Genomic DNA, 24,911 nt, shown 5'->3' on the forward strand with positions numbered 1-24,911 from the left:
ATAAAATACCTAGTTTAGATTGTTTAAATAAAGGGTGAAAGAACTAATTGCTGTTTAATTACTGTATATCCGAATGTTTTGCTTTTTTGTTCATATTCTGTAGAGAACAGAGCCGTGAGTAATTCAGTTCAATGAAGTTTATTTCAGTTTATAAACATATATTTCAAATGTATGTTAATTGGTAAAATTGAGCTATTATGGGTTATAATAAAGGGAAATTAAAAGGAGCAGAGCGCTTCTCAACCCTGTTCGTCATCAAAAGAATGGATATTAACATGGTATAAAGCAACTGAGTATAGTAAAAGAGGTGAAGCCAATGCTCACAAAAGTTCAAACGCCTCCATCGCTTGAAACGCTTGTACTGACGATTCAGCAAGGGGATAAACAATTACATAATGAAATGATTCAACAATATAAACCGTTTATTGCTAAAGTTGTTTCAGCTGTATGTAAACGTTATATAAGTGAAGCTGACGATGAATTTAGCATTGGTCTGATTGCATTTAATGAAGCCATTGAAAATTACACAATCCAAAAAGGACGATCTCTTCTTGCATTTGCGGAACTTATTATTAAAAGAAGAGTAATCGACTATATTCGAAAAGAAAAGAGAAATCAAACGCTGCTCTATAACCGAATTGAAAATGAAGGTTTTATTCAAGGTAAGGTAGAAAGGGATATATCGCTTTCTAACTATAAAAGGCAAAGTGAAACTTCATATATTCAAGAGGAAATGACTTATTTTTGTCAGACGTTAAAATTGTTTAAATTAACTCTTGAAGACATTATTAACACGTCTCCTAAACATAAGGATGCAAGGGGAAATGCAGTGGAAGTTGCATCTTTTATCGTCAATGAAAAAGAACTAAAAGATAAGCTGTTTTTAAAGCGGCAGCTTCCTATTCGCTTGATTGAAAAACATGTCAAAGTGAGCCGGAAAACAATTGAAAGAAACCGTAAATATATTATCGCGATGGTTATTATATTAGCGGGGGACTACGTGTATTTAAAAGACTATATTATGTAAGAAAAAGGCACACGCAGGTGCCTTTTTTTAGCCATGTTATGAAGTTATGTTTTATTTTTGTGTGCTGCCGCTTAAGTGAGCTTGAGCTTGTTGCACCAAGCGTTTTGTGATTTCTCCGCCTACTGAACCGTTGCTGCGTGCAGCAGTGTCAGAACCTAGAGTTACCCCAAATTCTTGAGCGATTTCATATTTATATTGATCTAAAAATTGTTCTACTCCTGGTGTTAATAGTTTATTTGTTCTAGCCATGATTAGTCATCTCCTTTTTTAGTGGTACAGCAGTTCACTGCTGTACCTGTATTATTTGTTGTTTCCTATTTTGCATACTGGTAATGGTTTGCAAGAAAGTATAAAAAAGCCCAGCTTTCAAAGAAGCTGGGCTTTTTTATATATTATTTTACAACTGCATATTGCTCAAGAGACTGAGCAAATGACTTTTGAAGAGATTTTACTTGTTCTACGTATGCATCAGATACGTGTTGGAATTCTTGGCGCGTTTTCTTTTGCTCTTCTACTAATTGTGTTACTACTTGATGATATTGTTCTTGAGCTTGCTTTACTAAAGAATAGCTTGATTTGCTTTGGTTAAGAGAAAGCTCTTGTAATTTATTTAATGCTTCATGCGTGCGGTTTGTCCATTCTTCATAAGAATCGGCAACAGCGTTTCCAGCTGTTTTACGTAAGTTTTCAACTGTTTTTTGTTGAAGATCTTCTAATTCAGCTTTCCATTGTTTGTCTGTTGCTTGAAGTTGTTCAACTGCTTTTGTTACAAATTCTTGCTGTTGCTCAAGTGCTTTTAACGTCCATTGCTCAATTTGTTTGTTTCCGTCTGCAATGTTTTGTAACCCCTTTGTCCATTGTTCCCACATTGCATCAATTACTGTATCATACTTTACTGTTGACATAATCAAATTCCTCCTTGAATAATTTGGTCTGGCGAACAGTTATCGTAATGAACAAAACGTTAAAGAAGAAATTCGTAGTTGTGTAATAAACCTAACATTCCGCGCTCGCTGGCTGACCGTGAAATTTAACATTATATTAGGAAACGCAGATGTACTGCGTGAATCCCTTTAATCGTTTTCTTCCTCTTTTGATTCTTTTGACTTTTTAGAAGAAGAAGAGCTAAAAGGGAACAACATGTCGGTATACATGTGAAAAAATGAATCTAACATGTTTTGATACTGTTCAAGTGAATTAGCCCACATGCTTAAATATTGTTCACCGGCATCTGTTAATGAATAAATCCGGCGTGCAGGTCCTTCAGCTGACGTATCCCATTGCGATGTAATCAAGTTGTCTTTTTCAAGCTGTCTCAGCGTGCGGTAGACGTTTCCTTGATCAACTGATGTGAATCCAAAGCTCATTAGTTGCTGAATGAGCTTGTAACCATGTAGATTCCAACCTCTTAAACTTAAAAGAAGAAAAGGAACCATCAAGTTTTTTGGTGCACCGCTAATCGATTTTTCTAAGTTGTTTGAATTAGAGGTGTTATCTTTTTCACTTGATCCCAAGGTAATCACCCCTTCGAAAAAAGAGAATTTGTTTTCTATATGTGTAATTTACACCTAGATGAAAAAATTGTCAACACTTTAAAACAGGTCTTTCAAATACAGGAAAAAAGAACGATTTTTTGGATTTCGACAAAAAGCGTCAAAAAAATTCCAAAATAAACAAAGATTTAGAATTGTTTATTTTGGAAAACGAATTTATAATAGTACATGTAGGTAATTTTTATAACATTTATAATTTGTTGGTAAGTGAATTGTGAAAAGATTTACATTATCCAATAAATAAACGCAAAATTGGTTGCGTTTACTTAGAGCTTCTAATATGTCGCTTGTCACATTAAGTGTCCATATTGAAAGCCATCACTTTTAACGTACACAAGAAAGGAGATGGAGTTTTGGAACAGCAAAAAGTATTTGATCCGTTTCAAGCATGGAAAGACGTATATGACAAAACCGAATCTTACTGGGGTAAAGTTATTGGGGACAATATGAATCGTGAAGAATTTTCCCAGCTCATGGGAAATGTGCTAAATATGAACCTTCAATATCAACAAGCAGTAAATGAAGTAACGGGGCGCTATCTGCACCAAGTAAATGTACCAACAAAAGAAGATGTAGCAAACGTTGCGTCATTAGTCATCAATGTGGAAGAAAAAGTAGAATTATTAGAAGAACAATTTGACGCTCGTTTTGATGAATTAGAAGCACAGCAAGAAAGTGCATCTGCTTTGAAAAAAGATGTAACTAAGCTGAAATCTGATGTCAAATCGTTAGACAAAAAACTCGACAAAGTTTTGTCTCTTCTTGAAGGGCAGCAAAAAACACAAGACGAGTTAAAAGAAACGATTCAACAACAAATTAAAACTCAAGGTGAGCAGCTTCAGGCTCAGCTGTTAGAAAAACAAGAAAAATTAGCTGAAAAGCCAAAGGCAGAAGCTAAATCTGAAGCAAAACCATCAAACGCTCAAAAAACTGAGCAGCCGGCTCGCAAGTAAGGTATCGGGGATTTTATAACAACATAAACTGCTGTATTTACAGTAAAAATCATAGCTGAAGAAGCAAGGGGGAAATTTTTCATGACAACATTACAAGGTAAAGTAGCAATCGTAACAGGCGGATCTAAAGGTATCGGGGCAGCAATTACACGTGAGCTTGCTTCTAATGGAGTAAAAGTAGCAGTAAACTATAACAGCAGTAAAGAATCTGCAGAAGCAATTGTAAAAGAAATTAAAGACAACGGCGGAGAAGCTATTGCGGTTCAAGCTGACGTGTCTTATGTAGATCAAGCAAAACACCTAATCGAAGAAACAAAAGCTGCGTTTGGTCAATTAGACATTCTAGTAAACAATGCTGGAATTACGCGCGACCGTTCATTCAAGAAGTTAGGTGAAGAAGATTGGAAAAAAGTAATTGATGTAAACTTACATAGCGTATACAACACAACATCAGCTGCGCTAACGCACCTTTTAGAATCTGAAGGTGGTCGTGTTATCAATATTTCATCAATTATTGGTCAAGCGGGCGGATTTGGTCAAACAAACTACTCAGCTGCTAAAGCAGGTATGCTAGGATTCACTAAATCATTAGCTCTTGAACTAGCTAAGACAGGCGTAACGGTTAATGCAATTTGCCCAGGATTTATTGAAACGGAAATGGTGATGGCAATTCCTGAAGATGTTCGTGCAAAAATTGTTGCGAAAATTCCAACTCGTCGCTTAGGCCACGCTGAAGAAATTGCACGTGGAGTTGTTTACTTAGCAAAAGACGGCGCGTACATTACAGGACAACAGTTAAACATTAACGGCGGCTTATACATGTAATAAATGCTGGCCCTGACTTTTGTCGGGGCTGTGCTTGTTAACTAACTACTAATGGAATGAAAGGGTGTGTATATTCGTGGCAATTCCTTACGTGCAAGAGTGGGAAAAATTAATCAAATCAATGCCAAGTGAATATAAAAGTTCTGCAAGACGTTTTAAGCGTGCATATGAAATTATGACAACAGAAGCGGAACCGGAAGTTGGATTAACACCAAAAGAGGTTATTTGGAAAAAGAACAAAGCGAAATTATATCGCTATACGCCAGTAAAAGATAACCTGCATAAAACACCAATCTTACTCGTATATGCATTGATCAATAAACCGTATATTTTGGATTTAACACCTGGAAACAGCCTTGTTGAATACTTATTAAACCGCGGTTTTGACGTGTATTTGCTTGACTGGGGAACTCCTGGGCTTGAAGACAGCAATATGAAGCTAGATGATTATATTGTAGATTATATTCCAAAAGCGGCGAAAAAGGTGCTGCGCACTTCTAAATCTCCTGATTTGTCTGTTCTTGGTTACTGCATGGGCGGAACTATGACATCTATTTTTGCTGCATTAAATGAAGACTTGCCGATTAAAAACTTAATTTTTATGACAAGTCCATTTGATTTTTCGGATACAGGTTTATACGGAGCATTCCTAGATGATCGCTACTTTAATTTAGATAAAGCAGTAGATACATTCGGAAACATCCCTCCAGAGATGATTGACTTTGGAAACAAGATGTTAAAGCCAATCACGAATTTCTACGGCCCGTATGTAACGTTGGTGGACCGTTCGGAAAATCAGCGGTTTGTTGAAAGCTGGAAGCTAATGCAAAAGTGGGTTGCTGACGGAATCCCATTTGCTGGCGAAGCTTATCGTCAGTGGATTCGTGACTTCTATCAACAAAACAAACTAATCAATGGTGAACTTGAAGTTCGCGGACGCAAAGTAGATTTAAAAAATATTAAAGCTAATATTTTAAACATTGCTGCTAGCCGTGATCATATTGCGATGCCGCATCAAGTGGCAGCTTTAATGGACGCTGTTTCAAGTGAAGATAAAGAGTATAAATTGTTGCAAACAGGTCACGTATCTGTTGTATTTGGTCCAAAAGCAGTGAAGGAAACATATCCTTCAATCGGCGATTGGCTAGAAAAACGCTCTAAATAAAATAAAGACGAGGCTGAGACAAAAGTATTTTAGCCGAAGTGAAAAACGAACCACTAATATCAGTGGTTCGTTTTTTTGTTATGGTGAACGTAGGTTTCAAGTATGTAGTTGCTTCTAGCTGTTGATTGGAGGGCAAGGCGAAGACTCCTGGGGGAAAAGCGGAACAGGTGAGACCCGCAGGCACGTAAGCGATGAGGAGGCTCACCGGCCGCCCGCGGAAAGCAAAGGCTTGCACGGAAATCAACAGCGGTGTCACAAGCGGTTCAGCTCATGTATCCCATTTGTTTGTCTTTAGATTGGATTCATTTAATTATGTCTCAACCTTGTTTTTTTGTATAAACAGACAATAGCGAGTGATGATTCTTTATCTGGACTGATGGGATTTATGATATCTAATGACAAGTGAGGTGACTTCTTTTATACTAATGTAGTCACCTTCTTAAACATGGGATTTTTTACATGGATATAGCTATTCACGTAACAATGAGTATGCTTTGAGAAGAAAGAAGAAAACTATTAGTATTATAATGAAAAAGGAATGTCAGATTATGCCACAACCATGGAAACGACGAGTGAGGCAGATGTCTTCAGCTCAAATTATTGTTACATTTTACATAGTGGCTGTTACGCTTGGTTTTCTATTACTTAGTATTCCAGAAGCTTTAAGGCCAGGAGTAAAGTTAGCATTTATTGATCGCTTATTTATTGCCGTTAGTGCGGTAAGTGTAACAGGGCTGACACCTGTCTCTACTCCGGATACATTTAGTACGACGGGCTATTTTTTGCTCGCTTTTATCTTTCAAATCGGTGGTATTGGTGTAATGACACTCAGTACATTTATTTGGATGATTTTGGGTAAAAAAATAGGTTTAAAGGAACGTCAGCTCATTATGACAGACCATAACCAATCCCGCTTATCAGGATTAGTTGACTTGATGAGAAATATTTTATTTATTATTTTTGCCATTGAACTAGTTGGTGCCATTATTTTAGGATTACATTTTCTCCGTTATTATTCGAGCTGGACAGATGCGTTTCTGCATGGTTTCTTTGCTTCTGTCAGCGCTACAACAAATGCTGGCTTCGATATTACAGGATCTTCATTTATTCCGTATGCCCATGATTATTTCGTACAAGTGGTAACCGTTATTTTAATTACGCTTGGAGCGATTGGATTCCCTGTATTAATTGAAATCAAGCACTATTTTTTAACATTTAAAGATAAGCGTAAATTTCAATTTTCGCTATTTACAAAGCTAACGACCATTATGTTTTTTCTGCTGTTAGCAGGGGGAACAATCTTGATTCTTGTGCTAGAGCATTCAGGATTTCTAGCAGATAAGTCTTGGGATGAATCGTTTTTTTATGCGTTTTTCCAATCCGCTGCCACAAGGAGCGGAGGAGTGGCGACCATGAATATTAATGAGTTTTCACTTCCTACGTTAATTATGATGAGCGCGATGATGTTTATCGGTGCTTCACCGAGTTCAGTAGGGGGAGGAATTCGTACGACGACGTTTGCATTAAATATTCTTTTCCTGTTCTATTACGTAAGAGGAAATAAGACAATTAAAATCTTTCGCCGCGAAATTCATGAAGATGACATTATTAAGTCAGTAGCTGTATCGATGTTAGCTGTAATCATTTGCTCGATTTCGCTTCTTATTTTAAGTGTTACAGAACATTTTTCTCTCATTGAGCTTATTTTTGAAGTGTGTTCAGCTTTTGGAACAACAGGTTTATCAATGGGAATTACAGGAGGGCTTTCTGATATCGGTAAATGCGTTATTATGATTTTAATGTTCATTGGCCGAATCGGCATGTTTTCATTTATTTTAATGCTTCGCCGTCCAACGTCTGGACCAGATTATCACTATCCGAAAGAACGTATTATTATTGGATAAAAGAAACTGGACAAAAATATGTTAGTTGAAGGAAGATCTGAAAGAGTTTGTTTCTTGATTAAGAATCAAACTCGTTCGGATTTTTTATTATTATAGTGAACACAGGTTTCATGCAGCTGCTTCCAGCTGTTGATTGGAGGGCAAGGCGAAGACTCCTGCGGGGAAAGCAGAACAGATGAGACCCGGGCGTAAGCGGCGAGGAGGCTCATCGACCGCCCGCGGAAAGCGAAGCTTTGCACGGAAATCAACCGCGGTGTCACAAGCGGTTCAACTTATTTATCTCATTTGTTCGTATTTAGGGTAAAGTGATTTCGTTATGTTTCAACCGCTTTTTTACAGCTTTTTCTGCTTATATTGCTTAGCAAAAAGTGCATTCTAAGAAAAGGAAGTTCAATGGACTTCCAAGCATAGGAGGGATATATGATGGCAAAGCGTAAAGTAGGGTATAAATCAGCACTGACTAACAATAATACACCAAAAGAGAGCCTTTCAGATGCAGAATTTGCTGCTGAATATGCTGGCGGCGAAGAGCCGGCTAAAGGCGCGAATCGCAATTCAAAAAAAGGAAAGCAAGGTAAGTAACGATGAGCAAACATAAACAACAAAATAAGCACATCGCAAGCACCGAAGCAAAGCAAAAGCAATTACTGCAAGAAGAGTTCGGAGCGGAAATGGGCGATCCCAACGCAGCTAAAATATATGAATCCCTAGGAAAGACAAAGTCTGATAAAGAACATGAAAAGAAAAAAGAATGTTAAAGAAAAAAACCTCGGATATCCGAGGTTTTAGCTTACAACTGGAAGGCCAAATGCTTCTACAGGTGCTGAATAAAGTTTTGTATCATTTGCTTTTTGATCATAATAAGCAACAAGAACAGATGGTTGTTCATTTATTTTTCCCGTTTGTTTATAATACATATAGTCAAATGGAAGAATCTCTAAAACAGTGTGCTTGTATAATTCTTTTTCAGCAAGCTGTTCAGCTTCAAAAGCCTGTCCCATGATAGAAGGATTAGCAAGCATTTGCTGATAGTAATGAGAGCGGACTTGTTTTTCTACTTTATCGTCCCACCAAGGTTTACGAGGCTTATGCTTTTGGTTTTGTAAATAATCAATTTTCATAAACCCTTCAATCATTTCTTCATTTGAAAAACTCTCTGTTTCAATATACTGTTTAAGGCGTCTGAATAAATCTTCAAGCTGATGGCCGATTCGAACCCAGCCCATTTCATCCCAATACGTACCGAAGTTTTGGAAGAAATCAAAAGGTGTATCATAGCAGTGCTCTACTAAAAATTCTATTGTTTCATCCATTCGATGGTCATTCCAAAACTTTTCTAAAATATCTTCTACATGTTTGATACGCACGACATCTGAAAACGGCAAGACGTTATTGCTTAAAATTTCATAAGGCGATTGATCCATGTATTGATAATTATAGCGAGGCGCACTTAAGCGTAAGCCGGTGCCGCGAAGCATTTTTAAAAAGCCTAGCTGAAGCTCTTCAGGGCGAAGTGCAAATACATCATTAAACGTATTTTTAAATGAGTTATAATCTTCGTCTGGCAGTCCCGCGATTAAATCTAAATGCTGGTCTATCTTTCCGCCTTCTTTTACCATTGTTACGGTACGCGTTAATTTTTTAAAGTTTTGTTTGCGTTTGACTAGTTCATTGACAGCATCATTTGTAGATTGAACACCAATTTCAAAGCGGAATAATCCTTTTGGAGCATTTTCATTTAAGAACTGAATAACTTCTGGACGCATAATATCGGCAGTAATTTCAAATTGAAATACGGTACCTTCACGATGTTCATCAATTAAAAATTGGAACATTTCCATGGCGTAGCTGCGGCTGATGTTGAACGTGCGGTCTACGAACTTAATCGTGCGCGCTCCGTTATCCATCAAATAGCGAATATCTTCTTTTACCTTTTCTCTATCGAAATAACGAACGCCTACTTCAATAGAAGAGAGACAGAACTGACAGCTAAACGGACAGCCGCGGCTTGTTTCAATATACACAACGCGTTTTGAAAGTTCTTGGCGGTCTTCTTCAAAACGGAAAGGAGAAGGCATTTCGCGCAGATCAATTTTATTGCGCTGTGGATTAACAACTGGCTTTCCTTCTTTTCGGAAAGCCACGCCGCTTACGTTTTCAAACTGACGCTCTCCGTGAAGTTCGTCCAACAGCTGCTTAAATGTTTCTTCTCCTTCACCAATAGCGATAAAGTCAGCTTCAGGAATACGCTCTAGCCAGTGAGTTACATCATAGGTTACTTCTGGTCCACCGAATATAATGATGAGCTCGGGATTGATCTTTTTAAGCATTTGTGCGACTTTAATCGTTTCTTCAATATTCCAAATGTAACAGCTGAAACCAATAATATCTGGGTTGCGTTTATATAAATCAGTGACAATGTTCATAGCAGGATCTTTAATCGTATATTCGGCCATATCCACTTTATAGTCAGGCTCGGCATAGGCTTTTAAACATCGAAGGGCTAAAGAAGTGTGAATATACTTCGCATTCAATGTACTGACAACAATGTTCATTCAAAAAGCTCCTTTTAACTCGTAATATGAAATCAATTTACTATTTTAGCACATTTGAGAAATAAAGTATAAATACCTTTGCACTTTTGTTGTGGAGGGGAAAAGATTTCGGTAAAATGTAACAGAAACGTAAAAGAAGAAAGAGTCTCTGTTAATGTGAACCTTGGTGAACGAAAAAAATGAGGTGGAAAACGTGGAATATAAGCGAATTAAGCCAAAAAAAATATACGAAGAAGTAGCCGAAACGCTTCTTGACAATATAAAAGAAGGCAGCTTGAAGCCTGGAGACCGTTTGGATTCAGTGCAGCAGCTGGCGGAAAACTTTCAGGTAGGGCGCTCAGCTATTCGTGAAGCTCTTAGTGCTTTGCGAGCGATGGGGCTGCTGGAGATGAAGCAAGGAGAAGGCACATTTGTACGGGAATTCAACTCAGATATGCTGTCTTTGCCTGTAACTAGCGCTGTATTAATGAATAAAAATGATATTGAACATTTGCTTGAAGTGAGAAAAGTATTAGAAATTGGAGCTGTTCGAGCGGCAGCTCAAAAGAGAACAGATGCGGATCTTGAACAGCTGTCCGATAGTTTGGAACAAATGAAAGGAGCGTTTGGCAATGAGGAACTGGGAGAGAAAGCAGATTTTGCTTTTCATTTAACCATTGCCAAAGCCTCGCAAAACCCTCTTTTAGTGAAGCTGATGAATAACGTATCAGAAATGATGATTGAAACGATGAAAGAGACAAGACGCATCTGGCTTTATGCAGAAGAAAAAACGGCTGAACGGATTTATAAAGAGCATCAGCAAATTTATGAGGCTATTCTCTCTCAGCATGCAGAAGATGCTCAGCATTTTATGATGAGTCATCTTGACAATGTTGAACACGTATTAATGAAATACATACCGGAAGAAAAATAACGCCATTTCAGGTAGAAAAGTGCGCCCTAAACAACAGAAAAACTAAAATTCAAGCGCCTTCTGATAATTTATGCTTGCTCTATTGTGAAAAGATTTACATAATAGAAACTAGGATTGTCAAATGGAGGGTTACAAAGTATGAAAAAGCAATATAGAGATGATAGTTTAGCTTTGCATACAGATCTATACGAACTGAATATGGCGCATACGTATTTTAAAGACCACATTCATAACCGTCGTTCTGTATTTGAAGCTTACTTTCGTCGGATGCCGTTTGAAAGCGGTTATGCGGTGTTTGCTGGGCTGGAAAGAGTAATTGATTTTATTGCTAATTTTAGGTTTAGCGAAACAGATTTAGATTATTTATATGAAGAATTGCATTATGAAGCGGAGTTTATCGACTATTTAAAACAAGTTCGATTTAGCGGTAATATTCGTTCGGTCGTAGAAGGCGAAATGATTTTTGCTAACGAACCAATTCTGCAAATTGACGCTCCTTTAGCAGAAGCGCAGCTTATTGAAACGCCGCTTTTAAATATTTTAAATTTCCATCCGCTGATTGCGACAAAAGCCTCGCGTATTCGCTTGGCGGCGGGAGAAGATAATTTATACGAGCATACGGGTACAAATCAGCTTATGGAATTTGGCTCAAGAAGAGCACATGAGCTGGACGCTGCTTTCTACGGGGCAAGAGCTGCTTATATCGGAGGCTTTGACGCGACCAGTAATGTAAGAGCGGGAAAAGTATTTGGAATTCCCGTGTCTGGTACTCACGCTCATGCGCTTGTTCAAGTCTATCGTGACGAATATAGTGCGTTTAAAAAGTATGCGGAATCACACCGTAACTGTATCTTTTTAGTAGACACATATAATACGTTAAAATCAGGTATTCCAAATGCTATTAAAGTAGCAAAAGAAATGGGAGAACGCATTAATTTTATCGGTATTCGATTAGACAGCGGAAGACTTCCATATCTTTCTCAAGAAGCAAGAAAGATGCTTGATGAAGCTGGCTATCATGATGTGAAAATTTTCGCTTCGAATGACCTTGATGAGTACAGCATTCTAGATTTGAAAGCGCAAGGTGCCAAAATTGATGGATGGGGAGTTGGAACAAAGCTCATGACCTCTTTTGATCAGCCTGCGCTAGGAGCTGTGTACAAGCTGGTTTCTATTGAAGATGATCATGGAAACATGGTGGATACGATTAAGCTGTCAGAAAATCCAGAGAAAATTTCAACTCCTGGTCTAAAAGAAGTATATCGAATTGTAAATCAAGTGAACCACAAATGGGAAGGCGATTATATTACGATGCAAGACGAAGTGCCGAACGAAGAGCAGCATTTAAAAATGTTTCATCCTATTCATACGCACGTCAGCAAGTTTGTAACGAACTTTAACGCACGTAAAATTCACCAGCCAATCTTTGCACAGGGAAAGCTTGTGTATGAGCAGCCTACAATTGAAGAAATGAGAGCCTACTGCTTACAAAACTTGAAGCATCTATGGGATGACTACAAAGTCATTACAAAATCGAATGAAGATGTATTCCGTCCTACAGAGTATCCTGTAGACTTGAGCACAAACTGCTGGGATAACAAAATGCAAAATATCGAAGAGACTAGAAGCAAGCTACTATCTGATACGGTGCTTGTGTAGATCCCATCAGCTAGCAATGAGAGGAGATTTTTTTATGAAAGAGCTACAAAAGCAAATTATTGAAGAAATGAACGTACAAAAAGAAATTAATCCCGTGGAAGAAATTCGCCGCAGCGTTGATTTTCTGAAATCCTACATGAACAAATATCCTTTTTTACGTTCGTTTGTACTAGGTATTTCCGGCGGACAAGATTCAACTTTAACTGGAAAGCTGGCACAGCTAGCGGTTAATGAGTTAAATGAAGAGGCTGGAGAAGAACGCTATCAATTTATTGCTGTTCGTCTTCCTTACGGTGTACAGGCAGATGAAGCAGACTGTCAAGATGCACTTGCTTTTATTCAACCAACAAAATCTATTTCTATTAACGTAAAACCAGCAGTAGACGCGATGCTTTCTGCTGTTGAAGAAGCGGCAGATGATAAAGTTTCCGACTTCAACAAAGGAAATGTAAAAGCACGTGAACGAATGATTGCGCAATATACGGTAGCGGGCATGTACAGTGGAGTCGTACTCGGAACGGATCACTCTGCTGAAGCTGTTACAGGATTTTATACAAAATTCGGTGACGGAGGAGCTGACTTAGTACCTATCTTCCGTCTGAACAAGCGACAAGGAAAACAAATGCTAAAAGAATTAGGCTGTCCCGAGCATTTATATATGAAAAAACCAACGGCTGATTTGGAAGAAGATCGTCCACAGCTTCCGGATGAAGAAGCGCTCGGCGTAACGTATGAGCAAATCGACGATTATTTAGAAGGCAAAGATGTAGGTGAATATGCAAGTAACGTCATTGAAGGTCACTTCTTAAAAACGCAGCATAAACGCCAATTGCCAATCACAGTATTTGATGATTTTTGGAAATAAATAAGTAAGAAGCTAAGACAAAAGTAGTTTAGTTAAAGGAAGATCCGAACGGTGAAGATTCTTGATAGAGAATCTTCACCGTTCGGATCTTTTTAATGTTATGGCAAACGTAGGTTTCACGTGTTTCGTTTCTTCTAGCAGTTGATTGGAGGGCAAGGCGAAGACTCCTGCGGGAAAAGCGGAATAGATGAGACCCCGCAGAAGCAGAAGCGACGAGGAGGCTCATCGGCCGCCCGCGGAAAGCGAAGTCTTGCATGGAAATCAACCCCGGTGTAACAAGTAATCCACATTAAGTCATTTATCCAATTTGTTCGTTTTTAGATTGAAATGATTTAGTTATGTCTCAATTTCCTATTTTTTATGAAAAAAAGATAGCAAACAAAGAAAGGTATTTTTGAAAAACTAGTGAAATTAGAAAAACATAGGAGTATAATAGCATTAAGTCATCTGATGACCTGTTAACTAAAAGAAGTAAATGATCAGCTTGGAGGGAGCAAATGATGAAAGTATCTTTATTTGCCACATGTTTGATTGATATGTTTCAAACAAATGTAGGAAAAGCGACGGTAGAATTGTTAGAACGATTAGGATGCGAAGTGGATTTTCCAAAGAGTCAAGTTTGCTGCGGGCAGCCTGCGTATAACAGCGGTTACGTAAAAGAATCAAAAGAAGCGATGAAAAACATGATAAAAGCGTTTGAGCATGCAGAGTACGTTGTATCTCCGTCTGGCTCATGTGTAACAATGTTCAAAGAGTATCCCCATCTTTTTAAAGATGATGCTGCATGGTATGAACCTGCCGCGAAGCTTGCTAATAAAACGTATGAGCTAACGGACTTTATTGTAAACGTTTTAAAAGTTGAGGACGTGGGAGCCAGCTTAAACGGAAAAGCCACTTATCACTCTTCCTGTCATATGACGCGTTTGCTAAACGTAAAGCAAGAACCTTTTACACTATTAAACAATGTAAAGGGTCTTGAAATGGAGAACCTTGAAAACAGTCATAACTGCTGCGGATTTGGCGGGACGTTTTCGGTTAAGATGGGACAGATTTCTGAACAAATGGTAGATGAAAAAGTAGGCTGTATAGCTAAGACAAACGCGGAGTATTTAATTGGAGCTGATTGTGGCTGTCTTATGAATATTGGAGGAAGAATTGAACGAAAAGGACAGCCTGTAAAAGTGATGCATATTGCTGAAGTATTAAATAGCAGGATGTAAAGAAAGGAGAATGCCGAATGTCTATGAAAATAGGAAAAGATCATTTTAAAAAACGCGTCGATGATGGAGTCAATAATGCGTTTATGCGCTTTGCGGTTTCAAGTGCTCAAGAGCGCTTAAGAAGCCGTAGATTAGATGCAGCAGAAGAGTTAGGAAACTGGGAAGAATGGAGAGCGCTTGGCGAAGAAATTCGTCAGCATACGCTTGAAAATCTAGATTACTATTTAGAGCAGCTCACCGATAATGTAGCTAAACGCGGAGGCCACGTTTTTTTCGCTCAAACAGCTGAAGAAGCGAATGAGTACATAAAAGATGTAGCGAGGAAAAAACAGGCAAAGAAAGTGGTTAAATCCAAGTCAATGGTTACAGAAGAAATTCATATGAATGCTGCTTTAGAAGAACTAGGCTGTGAAGTTATTGAAACCGACTTAGGAGAATATATCCTGCAAGTAGATGATCACGATCCGCCTTCTCATATCGTAGCTCCTGCGCTTCATAAAAATAAAGAACAAATTAGAGATGTATTTCAGGAAAAGCTTTCTTATAAAAAAACAGAAAAACCTGAAGAACTAGCTCTTCATGCCCGGGAAATGCTGAGAAAAGAATTTTTATCAGCAGATATTGGCATCACAGGATGTAATTTTGCGATTGCAGAATCTGGATCTATTTCACTTGTTACCAATGAAGGAAATGCAAGGCTAACGACCGCCCTGCCTAAAACGCAAATTACGGTTATGGGAATGGAACGAATTGTGCCAACATTTGAAGAGTTTGAAGTGTTGGTAAGTCTGTTAACTAGAAGTGCAGTAGGTCAGCGGCTTACAAGCTACGTAACGGCACTTACGGGACCTAGACTTCCAGGAGAAGTAGACGGACCGGAAGAATTTCACCTAGTGATTGTAGATAACGGACGATCTGCGATTTTAGGAACTGAGTTTCAATCTGTTTTACAGTGTATTCGCTGTGCGGCATGTGTGAATGTATGTCCCGTGTATCGCCATATTGGAGGACATTCATATGGATCTATTTATTCAGGTCCGATTGGAGCTGTATTATCTCCTTTGCTTGGAGGTTATGAAGACTACAAAGAGCTTCCATATGCCTCAACGCTATGCGCAGCCTGTACAGATGCCTGTCCAGTCAAAATTCCGCTGCATGAGTTATTACACAAGCACCGTCAGCGAATTGTCGAAAAAGAAGGAAAAGCACCTATTTCGGAAAAGCTCGCGATGAAAGCATTTGGCTTGGGAGCAGCTTCTTCTTCTCTATATACAGTGGGCGCTAAAGTAGCACCGTCAGCGCTTACTCCTTTTATGTCAGGAAGCAGTATTTCTAAAGGGCCCGGTCCGTTAAAAGCGTGGACGGAAAGCAGAGAGTTTCCAGCGCCTACAAAAGAGCGCTTACGAGATTGGTTTGATAAAAGGAGTGATGGTGATGAACGGAAGCATTCAAAATAGAGACAGTTTTTTAGACAATATTGCTGCTAATCTTAAGCGAAGCAGGCGAACAGGCGGTGTAGTAAAGCCACAATGGAAGCATGCTCCTCAGCATGAGGTCTACCGCAACTATTCGCCGGATCAATTAAAGAAAGAGCTTGAAAACCATTGCGAACGTATTCATACTCGCTATGTAGAAACCTCATCACAACACTTACCAGCTGCCCTTGAGGAAGCCGTAGCGAACTATGGAAATGGTCTTGTCTGCACGTGGAATGATCCTAGGTTTTCCGAATATGGATTGAATCCGCTGATGGAGAAATGGGAAACAAACCGTAACCTTCACGTATGGAATTCAGTAAAAGGCGATGAGAATGTTAAACTAGCTGAACAAGCAAACGTCGGCATCACGTTCAGTGATTTGACGCTAGCGGAATCTGGAACAGTTGTTTTGTTCAGCAGTGCTGCAAAGGGACGAGCGGTAAGCTTGCTGCCCGCCACTTATATTGCAATCATACCTCAAAGCTCAATTGTCCCTCGCATGACACAAGCCGCTGAAATGATTCATGAAAAAGTAGAGCGAGGAGAAACGATTGCTTCTTGCATTAACTTTATTACGGGACCGAGCAATTCAGCTGATATTGAAATGAATTTAGTAGTTGGTGTGCATGGACCTATTCAAGCAACTTATATTGTAGTGAATGATCGATGAGGCTGGGACAAAAGTATATTAGCTCAAGTGAAAAACGAACCATTAATCAACGTGTTGGATTAATGGTTCGTTTTCTTTGTTAGGGTGAGCGTAGGTTTTATCTGTTTCGTTCCTTCTAGCAGTTGATTGGAGGGCAAGGCGAAGACTCCTGCGGAAAGCAAAGCCTTGCACGGAAATCAACGGCGGTGTAAAAATTGATCCATACTAGGGCGCTTATCCAATTTGTTCGTCTTTAAATTGGATTGATGTAGTTATGTCTCAATCTCTTTTTATTCATGCATTCTTTCTAAATAGCGGGATAATGTGAAGAAATGTCGCATTTTGAATAAACGTGACTAATTTTAAAAAGGTAAAAAGCAAATCTTGTAGAATATTAAGTCTATAGATAAAAGGTGGGGAAATGGGAAGTGCAAAAGAAAGGAGCAATGAGCATGTCACCACAAAGAGAATTAACATCTGAAGCTGAGCAAAATCAGCGAGGTGAATTACAGCAGCTACGAGCTATTTTTAATGACGTATTAGATGCCATTGTCGTATTCGATGAGTATTTTCAAGTTATAAATGCAAACGAATCAGCCTGCGGGCTGTTTGAAAAAACAAAGGATGAGCTATTAACGTATCAAATGAAAGATTTTCTGATGTATTTTCCGTATGACATGATTGAAGCGTATTATCCAGCACTTTTAGAAGAAAGCTATTTCAAATATGAAGGCGCGATGACGCTTCGAAGCGGCATGATGAAACATGTTGAATTTACTTCACACAAATATAGTCACATGTCGGGCATTATTGTGTGTACATTTCGAGATATTACGCAGCACAAGATGATGGAAAATGAACGGTTTATTAGTCATCATATGTTTATGGATGTATTTAACGAAGCGGTAGATGGAATTGTCATTTTTGATCGAACTGGTCAGCTTATCGACGCGAACCCTTCATTTTGCGAACGATTAAATTATACAAGAGCACAGCTTCTAACCAAAACATTAGAAGAGCTTGTAGAACCTACTTATCATTATAAGGTGAAAAAATTATGGAGAACTCTGCATCAAGAAGGAAAGACAAGCGGAGAGCTGCCTATCAGGCTCGAAAATGGAGACGTGACTTTCTTTGAATTTACCACAACGGCTAATATATACAGTCAATACTATATGTCCATTATGAGAGACGTGACGGAAAAACGGCTGATGGAGCAGCAACTGTTGAGAAGCGAAAAAAATTTCAGGGCTATTTTTGAAAATGCGATTGAAGCGATCTTGATTTGGAGAGACGATGGTGAAATCTTGAACGCTAATCTTGCTTCTTCGCGTACATTTGAGCTGCCGTTAAACAAACTAATTGGAAGCAATTTGTATACGTTTATCGATACAAAAAGCTTTAGTGCGTTAAAGATGCTCCAAACGTTTCAAACAAAAGGAGAAATTCGCAATCAGCTTCCTTTTTACATGCCAAATGGAGAAATCAAACAGTTGGAATTCACAGGGAAAAAAGGCATTATAGAAGGAGACCATTTAACGATTTTTCGAAACATCAGTGAACGTACAAAAATCGAACAGGAGCTTCGGAATAACGAAGAGAAATTCAGACAGATTTTTAATGGTTCGATCGATGGGTTAGTTTTATGGGACGGCAAGCGAAATATTATTGATGTGAATTCTTCTCTTTGTGATATTCTAGAACTCAGCAAAGAGGAGATTTGTGCGCACTCCATGGAGGATTTTATTTCTTCAGCGAATTTAGATGCGGTCATTGAGCATAAAGAAACGATTGAGCAAAAAGGGGAAGCAGAAGGAGAGATTACGTACGTTACGGAGAACGAAAAAGTTAAAAATATCGAATTCTCTACGAAAAAAGATATCTTGCCAGGTCTATATATGACGCTTTTAAGAGACGTAACGGAACGAAATCAAATGCAGGAGCAGATTCGGAAATCGGATACGCTTCAAGTAGTCGGACAGTTAGCAGCTGGGATTGCGCATGAAATCCGCAACCCGATGACGGCTTTAAAAGGGTTTGTTCAGCTGTTAGAAAGCAGCATTCAAGAAGACCATTCTCTTTATTTTGATATTATTAAATCCGAATTAAAGAGAATTGAAACCATTATTACAGAGTTTCTAGTACTTGCTAAGCCACAGGCCGTAAAGTTTGAAAAGAAAAACCTAGCTGAGGTTGTTAAAGAAACGATTGATTTATTAAATGCTCAAGCGCTTTTGGAAAATATTCAGTTTGAACTGACTGTTTCCCCTCAGCTGCCAATGGTGTACTGCGAGCCGAACCAAATTAAACAAGTACTAATAAATGTAATTAAAAATGCAATTGAAGTCACGTCAAACGGGGGAAGAATTTTTGTTGAAGTCTACTTTACAGAGCCGCGCTACGTAACGGTTTCCATTCGAGATCAAGGAGACGGTATGCCAGAAGAGCGCATCAAGCGCTTAGGCGAACCATTTTATACGACAAAAGAAAAAGGAACAGGACTCGGTTTGATGGTATCATATAAAATTATAGAAGAACATAAAGGGAGAATCGAAGTGGAAAGCAAAATAGGAGAAGGAACAGCTTTTCATGTTATTCTTCCAGCTTAATTAGAAAGGATAAAAAATATGTACTACGGAGAAATGAATTTATTTTCTGATTTGAAAATTTATATTGTAGCCTCGGAAAAAGGGGTTCAACATATTTGGTTTGATAGCGATGATCATAATGAGCAGCTTAAAAAACTTGTTCATGACGAGAATTATCACCATGTGAAAGAAGCGAAGCGACAGCTGCAGGATTATGCTGAAGGGCGCACGCTAACATTTGATTTGCCTTTGGATATAAAAGGAACAGACTTCCAAAAAGAAGTGTGGTTAACGCTTAAAGGTATACCTTATGGACAAACGTGGTCTTATAGTGATGTAGCGGAGTCTGTTAACCGCTCTAAAGCCGTAAGGGCTGTGGGACAAGCGAATCGTCGAAATCCACTGCCTATTATTTTACCTTGTCACCGTGTGATTGGAAAAAATGGAGCTTTAACAGGTTATGCAGGCTCCCAAACTCATATAAAAGAGAAACTATTAATGCTTGAAAGAAATGTAGCAAAAGGCGCTCTGTAGTTAAAATAACTATTCACCGTCTAATTTCCAGCCTTCTCCCTGCACAAAAACACCGTCAATTTGCTGAGGAGAAGGGAGGGAATTTAGTTCTTCATCTTTGGATAAATCGAATAGCTGATAGTGCTGCTTACGATTCAGCGCTTTGTTTTTATCCGTTTTTTGCTCTGAACTCATATTTACTCCCCCTTATTTAAAAAGAATCCCTATAATATATGTAGAAAAAGAAGAGAGTACTGTTACAATTATGTTACAAATGCAGTTGAAAACCAGTGCTCAACAAAAAAAGCCGCATAGCAGCGGCTTTTTTTATTGGGCGGATTGCAGCAAAACTTTTTGAATGGATTCAAAAGACGGGGAATGGATAATTCCATGCTCTGTAATAATGGCCGTAATCAGTTCGCTTGGCGTCACATCAAAAGCTGGATTGTACACAGAGATTCCGTCTGGAGCAATTTGTGTATCTCCAATGTGCGTTACTTCTTTAGGTGAACGTTCTTCAATAGGGATGCTGCTTCCGTCTTGAATAGATAAATCAAATGTGGACTGTGGCGCTGCTACGTAAAATGGAATACTGAATGCTTTGGCTAAAAGAGCAAGTCCATATGTTCCAATTTTGTTAGCCGTATCGCCATTTGCTGCAATGCGGTCAGCACCTACAATAATCCCATTAATTCCTTTTGTTTTAATGGTATGGGCGGCCATATTATCCGTAATCAGCGTAACGTCCACTCCCGACTGCTGAAGTTCCCAGGCTGTTAAGCGAGAACCTTGAAGAACGGGTCTTGTTTCACAGGCAAATACTTCAAGCGGAATATCACGCTGCTTAGACAAGTGAAAAGGTGCTAAGGCTGTTCCATAATAAGCTGTAGCAATTGAACCAGCATTACATATTGTCATGATTTTATCTTTCTTTTTAAATAAAGAAAGAGCATGATCTCCAATTCGGTAGCACGTTTCTTCATCTTCTACTTGAATTTGAATAGCTTCATGAACAACTTTTGTTTTAGCTTCATTAACGGACGAAGCGGATTCAGCGCTTTTCGCTACGCGCTCCAATGCCCAAAATAAATTGACGGCAGTAGGGCGTGAACTAGCTAAATACTGTTGATCAAGAGCTAGCTTTTTGTTAAATTCCTTGACTGAATCTGTGTCATAGCTAAGCGCAGAAAGAGCAAGGCCAAAAGCCGCCGTAATGCCAATTGCAGGGGCTCCGCGTACTTTCAAGGTAGTGATAGCATCCCATACGTCTTTAATGGTTTGCAGCTTAATATATTCAACTTTGCCAGGAAGCTGCTGCTGATCTAATAAAGTAATATATGATTCATTCCATTCCACTGAGCGCGGAAGTGATAGTGTATTTGTCATGCTGATACCGATCCTTTCATTGTGTACATTATTCGTTATCGAAGTAAATGTTCAAATTCATTTGGTGAAACGTCTTGTTGGTGCAGAAGCAAATAGCGTCCAATTTTTAACGCAGTACGTTTAGCGTTAATTTTTCTTTCCTCTGAAGAAATTTCGTCTAAGTCCGCTACGTGAGCTAAGCCAATCGTACGTCGAATGATTTCACATCCTGCATATCCAACAGCATCTTGCCACGTTTGTGTTAAAATTTCATGTAATAAGCGCTCATCTTTAGCGAAAGGTTCAGTGTTTTCAGAATGCCAAAGCGCAGTAAAGGTATCTTTGAATACGTTCCATGTGTTCGTAATGTGTGCAAATAACGGTTCGCGATTTGTTTCTCGAGAAAGAGCATTTAAAAATAAATTCGCAACAAATTGCCCTAAATCAAATCCAAACGGACCGTAAAAAGCAAACTCTGGATCAATCACTTTCGTTTCTTGACTGCTAGCAAAGATGCTGCCTGTATGTAAATCACCGTGGATTAACGTTTGTGCATTTGTTAAAAATTTATATTTTAATTTTGCTGCTTGTAGCTTTACATCACTATCATTCCACAATTCTTCTACATCAGGACGCAGCGCTTTTTCAAATTCATTTGTATCAATATCAAAAAAAGGATCTGTAAAAACTAAATCTTCCGTAATATTGCATAAGTCCGGGTTGCTGTACTTAACAACTTCTTCTTTTTTATCCTGAGGTTTTAAGGCGAAATCAGACGTTTTGAACGCAATATGTCCTAAAAAAGAACCGATATGCTGTGAGAGCAGAGGATAACTTTCACCTTGAATAAGTCCGGCGCGAGAAATTGTTAAATGAGACAGATCTTCCATGACCGTAACAGCAAGCGTTTCATCGTGGTAATAAACAGCGGGTACAAGTTCTGGCGTAAATGCACCGAATTGCTTGAGCGCATTGCTTTCAATTGTGGCACGGTTCAAGGATAGAGGCCAGCTTTCGCCTACAACTTTTGCATAGGGAAGCGCTTGTTTGACAATAATGGATTTATTCGTTTGATCATTTATGATGTGAAAGACGAGATTTAAGTTGCCGTCACCGATTTCACGGGCAGTCAGTGCTTCTGTGGCATCAAAAAGACCTAGCTTTTTCACAAGTTTGATTGCTGAAATTTCTGTTAAAGGCTGATACTTCTCTGTTTTTGTTGTTGACATCGGAATCCCTCCATAGTTTATTAAACTGATTTGTTTACTAAGTTAATAGGTTTAAGAATATATGGAGGCTTTTATAATTTTAGAAAATATAAAAGCCTCTTTCGTTGGAAAGAGGCTTGATTGTAGTGTTCAAACCTCTTATCTGCCAGAAAGAATTACTTTCTGTTGGAATTAGCACCGTGCCTTTGTAAAACATGTTTTACGGGTGTGATCCACCTTAGGATGGAATGACGGTCGGTTGCTGGGCTTCACAGGGCCAAATCCCTCAGCCAACTCTTGATAAGAGTACGATTACTTATTCAATTTTGATTTGTTTGAATATTTTATGATATCTGGTGAAAATCGTATCATGCAAAAAAAAGGCTGTCAATACATAATTAATAAAATTCTGTGCGGCGATCTGTAAAGACAGGAATTTGTTTACGAATTTCTTTTACAAGTTCCAGGTTAACGTCAGCACTTAAAAGTTCTTCGCTATCGCCAGCTTCAGCGATTATTTCTCCCCACGGATCGATGACTAAGGAATGTCCGGCAAATGTGTTATTAGGATCTTGGCCTACACGATTACATGCGATTACATAGCATTGATTCTCGATTGCACGGCTAATGAGCAGTGCTTTCCAGTGGGCAAGTCTTGGAGCCGGCCACTGAGCGACAACAAACAAGACTTCTGCTCCGCTGCTAGTATGAACCCGAATCCATTCTGGAAAACGAATATCGTAACAAATAACGCCTGCGCACAGTGAGTGTTCAAGTGTAAAAAGATTTTTTGCTGTTCCTGCTTCTAAATACAGGTGTTCATCCATTAATTTAAATAAGTGCAGTTTACTGTATTGTGATACTTCACGACCTTTTCGGTCAAAAATATACATCGTATTCGTGACGCCTTGCTCTGTTTTTTTCGCGATCGAACCTGCCACAATATTTACTTCGTTCGTTTTAGCAAACTGAGAGATTAATTGCTTGGCTTGCTGTCCTTCATCATCTGCAATTTCATCTAGCCGCGTCAAATCATAAGCTGTATCCCATAGCTCAGGAAGCACAAGGATATCAGGGTTTTCTTTCAGGGCTTCCGTCATTTTTTGTTCGATATATTTTCGGTTTTTAGTTGGGTTTCCAAACGCAATATCAAGCTGCAAACACGTAATTTTTACACTCACTTTATCATCCGTCCTTTTTTTAGTAGTTGAAAAAAATGACTTTACAAGTTGAGTATTACAATATATTATTTGTGACTAGAATTTCAAGAATTTTTTGAGAAGGTGTGCGACGATGAAACAATTTGAGCAATCGGAACTATTAAAAAGTTTACCAAAACAATTTTTTGCATCACTTGTAGGCAAGGTAGGAAAAGTAATGGCCCAAGGGCACGATGTTATTAACTTAGGGCAGGGAAATCCTGATCAGCCTACTCCTTCACATATTGTAGAAACACTGCAAAAAGCAAGTGCTAATCCTATGCATCATAAATATTCTCCATTTCGGGGGCATAAGTTTTTAAAAGAGGCTGTTGCGACTTTTTATAAGCGAGAATATGGCGTTGATGTGGATCCTGAAAAAGAAGTAGCTATTTTATTTGGCGGAAAGGGTGGACTTGTTGAAATCCCGCAGTGCTTATTAAACCCTGGAGATACGGTGCTGGTTCCGGATCCTGGATATCCTGATTACTGGTCTGGAGTAGAGCTTGCAAAAGCAAAGATGGAAGTGATGCCGCTCACGGCTGAAAATCATTTTCTACCCGTATACGAAGAGATAAGTGAACGTGCTAAAGAACAGGCAAAGCTCATGTTTTTAAACTATCCGAATAATCCTACTGGTGCAGTGGCAACGGCAGAATTTTTTGAAGACACCGTGGCGTTTGCTGCCAAACACGATATTTGTGTGGTACACGACTTTGCCTACGGAGCAATTGGATTTGATGGTAAAAAGCCAATCAGCTTTTTACAGACTCCTGGTGCAAAAGAGACGGGAATTGAAATTTATACTCTTTCTAAAACGTATAACATGGCGGGATGGCGAGTTGGATTTGCTGTAGGAAATGAAAGTGTAGTAGAAGCTATTAATCTTCTTCAAGATCATATGTATGTCAGTCTCTTTGGGGCGGTTCAAGAGGCAGCAGCCGCAGCTCTGTTGGAATCTCAACAATGTGTGAATGATTTAGTTAAGCGCTATGAATCTAGACGCAATACCTTTATTCAAGGGCTTCGAGAAATTGGTTGGGATGTTACATCTCCAGCAGGCTCCTTTTTTGCATGGCTAAAAGTTCCTAAAGGATATACTTCCGAACAGTTTTCAGATTTACTTCTTGAAAAAGCCCACGTTGTAGTTGCGCCTGGTGTAGGCTTTGGAACATATGGTGAAGGCTATGTGCGCGTAGGACTGCTGACAGATGAAGAGCGCATGAGAGAAGCTGTATCTCGAATAAAAAAATTAAATTTATTTTAAAAACG

Annotated in this window: 26 protein-coding genes and 1 riboswitch; of the genes, 18 read left to right on the forward strand and 8 right to left on the reverse strand. The window is 38.8% G+C overall.

The genetic code is table 11. The annotated features are described in order from the left end of the window. Positions 1 to 316 precede the first annotated feature (316 nt). A complete protein-coding gene (gene sigI / locus Q5794_RS06485; RefSeq protein WP_057238761.1) occupies positions 317 to 1,027 on the forward strand; it encodes an RNA polymerase sigma factor SigI in 711 nt (236 codons plus the stop codon). 51 nt (positions 1,028 to 1,078) lie between these two features. Here sigI and Q5794_RS06490 read toward each other — a convergent pair whose 3' ends face one another. From Q5794_RS06490 to phaQ, 3 genes are all read right to left on the reverse strand, one after another. Then, positions 1,079 to 1,276, reverse strand: a complete 198-nt coding sequence (locus Q5794_RS06490; protein WP_013055933.1) for an alpha/beta-type small acid-soluble spore protein — start codon at positions 1,274 to 1,276, stop codon at positions 1,079 to 1,081. 143 nt (positions 1,277 to 1,419) lie between these two features. Continuing rightward, positions 1,420 to 1,932 carry a polyhydroxyalkanoic acid inclusion protein PhaP gene (gene phaP / locus Q5794_RS06495; protein ID WP_014461097.1) on the reverse strand — a complete coding sequence of 171 codons (513 nt, stop codon included), beginning with the start codon at positions 1,930 to 1,932 and terminating at the stop codon, positions 1,420 to 1,422. A 168-nt stretch (positions 1,933 to 2,100) separates the two neighbouring features. Continuing rightward, a complete protein-coding gene (gene phaQ, locus Q5794_RS06500) occupies positions 2,101 to 2,541 on the reverse strand; it encodes a poly-beta-hydroxybutyrate-responsive repressor (protein WP_013055935.1) in 441 nt (146 codons plus the stop codon). 392 nt (positions 2,542 to 2,933) lie between these two features. Here phaQ and phaR point away from each other — a divergent pair, with 392 nt between their 5' ends. From phaR to Q5794_RS06535, 7 genes are all read left to right on the forward strand, one after another. Further along, positions 2,934 to 3,533, forward strand: a complete 600-nt coding sequence (gene phaR / locus Q5794_RS06505) for a polyhydroxyalkanoic acid synthase subunit PhaR (RefSeq protein WP_214985518.1) — start codon at positions 2,934 to 2,936, stop codon at positions 3,531 to 3,533. 81 nt (positions 3,534 to 3,614) lie between these two features. Continuing rightward, on the forward strand, positions 3,615 to 4,358 hold the full coding sequence (locus Q5794_RS06510) for an acetoacetyl-CoA reductase (protein ID WP_013055938.1): 744 nt from the start codon (positions 3,615 to 3,617) through the stop codon (positions 4,356 to 4,358). Between the two features lie 76 nt (positions 4,359 to 4,434). After that, positions 4,435 to 5,523, forward strand: a complete 1,089-nt coding sequence (locus Q5794_RS06515; protein ID WP_013055939.1) for a class III poly(R)-hydroxyalkanoic acid synthase subunit PhaC — start codon at positions 4,435 to 4,437, stop codon at positions 5,521 to 5,523. A 515-nt stretch (positions 5,524 to 6,038) separates the two neighbouring features. Then, the gene (locus Q5794_RS06520; RefSeq protein ID WP_374989201.1) at positions 6,039 to 7,427 is read left to right on the forward strand and encodes a TrkH family potassium uptake protein; all 1,389 of its coding nucleotides are present in this window, start codon (positions 6,039 to 6,041) and stop codon (positions 7,425 to 7,427) included. A gap of 175 nt (positions 7,428 to 7,602) precedes the next feature. Then, on the forward strand, positions 7,603 to 7,731 hold the full coding sequence (locus Q5794_RS06525; protein ID WP_285229672.1) for a hypothetical protein: 129 nt from the start codon (positions 7,603 to 7,605) through the stop codon (positions 7,729 to 7,731). A 116-nt stretch (positions 7,732 to 7,847) separates the two neighbouring features. Beyond that, entirely contained in the window at positions 7,848 to 8,009 is a 162-nt protein-coding gene (locus Q5794_RS06530; protein WP_013055942.1) for a hypothetical protein, read from the forward strand. 2 nt (positions 8,010 to 8,011) lie between these two features. Continuing rightward, positions 8,012 to 8,185, forward strand: a complete 174-nt coding sequence (locus Q5794_RS06535; protein ID WP_164797379.1) for a hypothetical protein — start codon at positions 8,012 to 8,014, stop codon at positions 8,183 to 8,185. Positions 8,186 to 8,212: 27 nt separating this feature from the next. On the opposite strand, the gene Q5794_RS06540 is transcribed toward Q5794_RS06535, so the two are convergent. After that, the gene (locus Q5794_RS06540; RefSeq protein WP_374988903.1) at positions 8,213 to 9,982 is read right to left on the reverse strand and encodes a B12-binding domain-containing radical SAM protein; all 1,770 of its coding nucleotides are present in this window, start codon (positions 9,980 to 9,982) and stop codon (positions 8,213 to 8,215) included. 193 nt (positions 9,983 to 10,175) lie between these two features. On the opposite strand from Q5794_RS06540, the gene Q5794_RS06545 reads away from it, so the two are divergent. The 9 genes from Q5794_RS06545 (at position 10,176) to Q5794_RS06585 (ending at position 19,888) form a co-directional block, all read left to right on the forward strand. Next, positions 10,176 to 10,895 carry a FadR/GntR family transcriptional regulator gene (locus Q5794_RS06545; protein WP_311591758.1) on the forward strand — a complete coding sequence of 240 codons (720 nt, stop codon included), beginning with the start codon at positions 10,176 to 10,178 and terminating at the stop codon, positions 10,893 to 10,895. Between the two features lie 138 nt (positions 10,896 to 11,033). Further along, entirely contained in the window at positions 11,034 to 12,554 is a 1,521-nt protein-coding gene (locus Q5794_RS06550) for a nicotinate phosphoribosyltransferase (protein ID WP_214985527.1), read from the forward strand. 34 nt (positions 12,555 to 12,588) lie between these two features. Continuing rightward, a complete protein-coding gene (gene nadE / locus Q5794_RS06555; protein ID WP_214985529.1) occupies positions 12,589 to 13,419 on the forward strand; it encodes an ammonia-dependent NAD(+) synthetase in 831 nt (276 codons plus the stop codon). Between the two features lie 141 nt (positions 13,420 to 13,560). Continuing rightward, positions 13,561 to 13,695, forward strand: a complete 135-nt coding sequence (locus tag Q5794_RS06560; protein ID WP_374988904.1) for a hypothetical protein — start codon at positions 13,561 to 13,563, stop codon at positions 13,693 to 13,695. 224 nt (positions 13,696 to 13,919) lie between these two features. Then, positions 13,920 to 14,639, forward strand: a complete 720-nt coding sequence (locus Q5794_RS06565; protein WP_214985633.1) for a (Fe-S)-binding protein — start codon at positions 13,920 to 13,922, stop codon at positions 14,637 to 14,639. Between the two features lie 17 nt (positions 14,640 to 14,656). Continuing rightward, positions 14,657 to 16,096, forward strand: a complete 1,440-nt coding sequence (locus Q5794_RS06570) for a LutB/LldF family L-lactate oxidation iron-sulfur protein (RefSeq protein WP_374988905.1) — start codon at positions 14,657 to 14,659, stop codon at positions 16,094 to 16,096. Continuing rightward, the gene (locus Q5794_RS06575; RefSeq protein ID WP_251033944.1) at positions 16,074 to 16,787 is read left to right on the forward strand and encodes a lactate utilization protein C; all 714 of its coding nucleotides are present in this window, start codon (positions 16,074 to 16,076) and stop codon (positions 16,785 to 16,787) included. The genes Q5794_RS06570 and Q5794_RS06575 overlap by 23 nt, the downstream gene beginning before the upstream one ends. A gap of 431 nt (positions 16,788 to 17,218) precedes the next feature. Further along, positions 17,219 to 19,375: a PAS domain S-box protein gene (locus Q5794_RS06580; RefSeq protein WP_374988906.1), complete on the forward strand. Its 2,157-nt coding sequence runs from the start codon at positions 17,219 to 17,221 to the stop codon at positions 19,373 to 19,375. Positions 19,376 to 19,393: 18 nt separating this feature from the next. Continuing rightward, positions 19,394 to 19,888: a methylated-DNA--[protein]-cysteine S-methyltransferase gene (locus Q5794_RS06585; RefSeq protein ID WP_214985534.1), complete on the forward strand. Its 495-nt coding sequence runs from the start codon at positions 19,394 to 19,396 to the stop codon at positions 19,886 to 19,888. A gap of 9 nt (positions 19,889 to 19,897) precedes the next feature. Here the strand turns inward: Q5794_RS06585 and Q5794_RS06590 are convergent, their stop codons facing one another. The 4 genes from Q5794_RS06590 to Q5794_RS06605 form a co-directional block, all read right to left on the reverse strand. Continuing rightward, on the reverse strand, positions 19,898 to 20,062 hold the full coding sequence (locus Q5794_RS06590) for a hypothetical protein (RefSeq protein WP_013082215.1): 165 nt from the start codon (positions 20,060 to 20,062) through the stop codon (positions 19,898 to 19,900). Between the two features lie 132 nt (positions 20,063 to 20,194). Further along, positions 20,195 to 21,253, reverse strand: coding sequence for an S-methyl-5-thioribose-1-phosphate isomerase (gene mtnA, locus Q5794_RS06595; protein ID WP_192996921.1), 1,059 nt, complete (start codon positions 21,251 to 21,253; stop codon positions 20,195 to 20,197). Between the two features lie 35 nt (positions 21,254 to 21,288). After that, a complete protein-coding gene (gene mtnK / locus Q5794_RS06600) occupies positions 21,289 to 22,461 on the reverse strand; it encodes an S-methyl-5-thioribose kinase (RefSeq protein ID WP_268576432.1) in 1,173 nt (390 codons plus the stop codon). 135 nt (positions 22,462 to 22,596) lie between these two features. Then, positions 22,597 to 22,747, reverse strand: a riboswitch (SAM riboswitch). Positions 22,748 to 22,838: 91 nt separating this feature from the next. Then, a complete protein-coding gene (locus tag Q5794_RS06605; protein ID WP_164797388.1) occupies positions 22,839 to 23,621 on the reverse strand; it encodes a carbon-nitrogen family hydrolase in 783 nt (260 codons plus the stop codon). A gap of 112 nt (positions 23,622 to 23,733) precedes the next feature. On the opposite strand from Q5794_RS06605, the gene Q5794_RS06610 reads away from it, so the two are divergent. Then, on the forward strand, positions 23,734 to 24,906 hold the full coding sequence (locus tag Q5794_RS06610) for a pyridoxal phosphate-dependent aminotransferase (protein ID WP_192997007.1): 1,173 nt from the start codon (positions 23,734 to 23,736) through the stop codon (positions 24,904 to 24,906). Positions 24,907 to 24,911: the final 5 nt, after the last annotated feature.

This window comes from Priestia megaterium (assembly GCF_041941685.1).
Classification (GTDB): Bacteria; Bacillota; Bacilli; order Bacillales; family Bacillaceae_H; genus Priestia; species Priestia megaterium_C.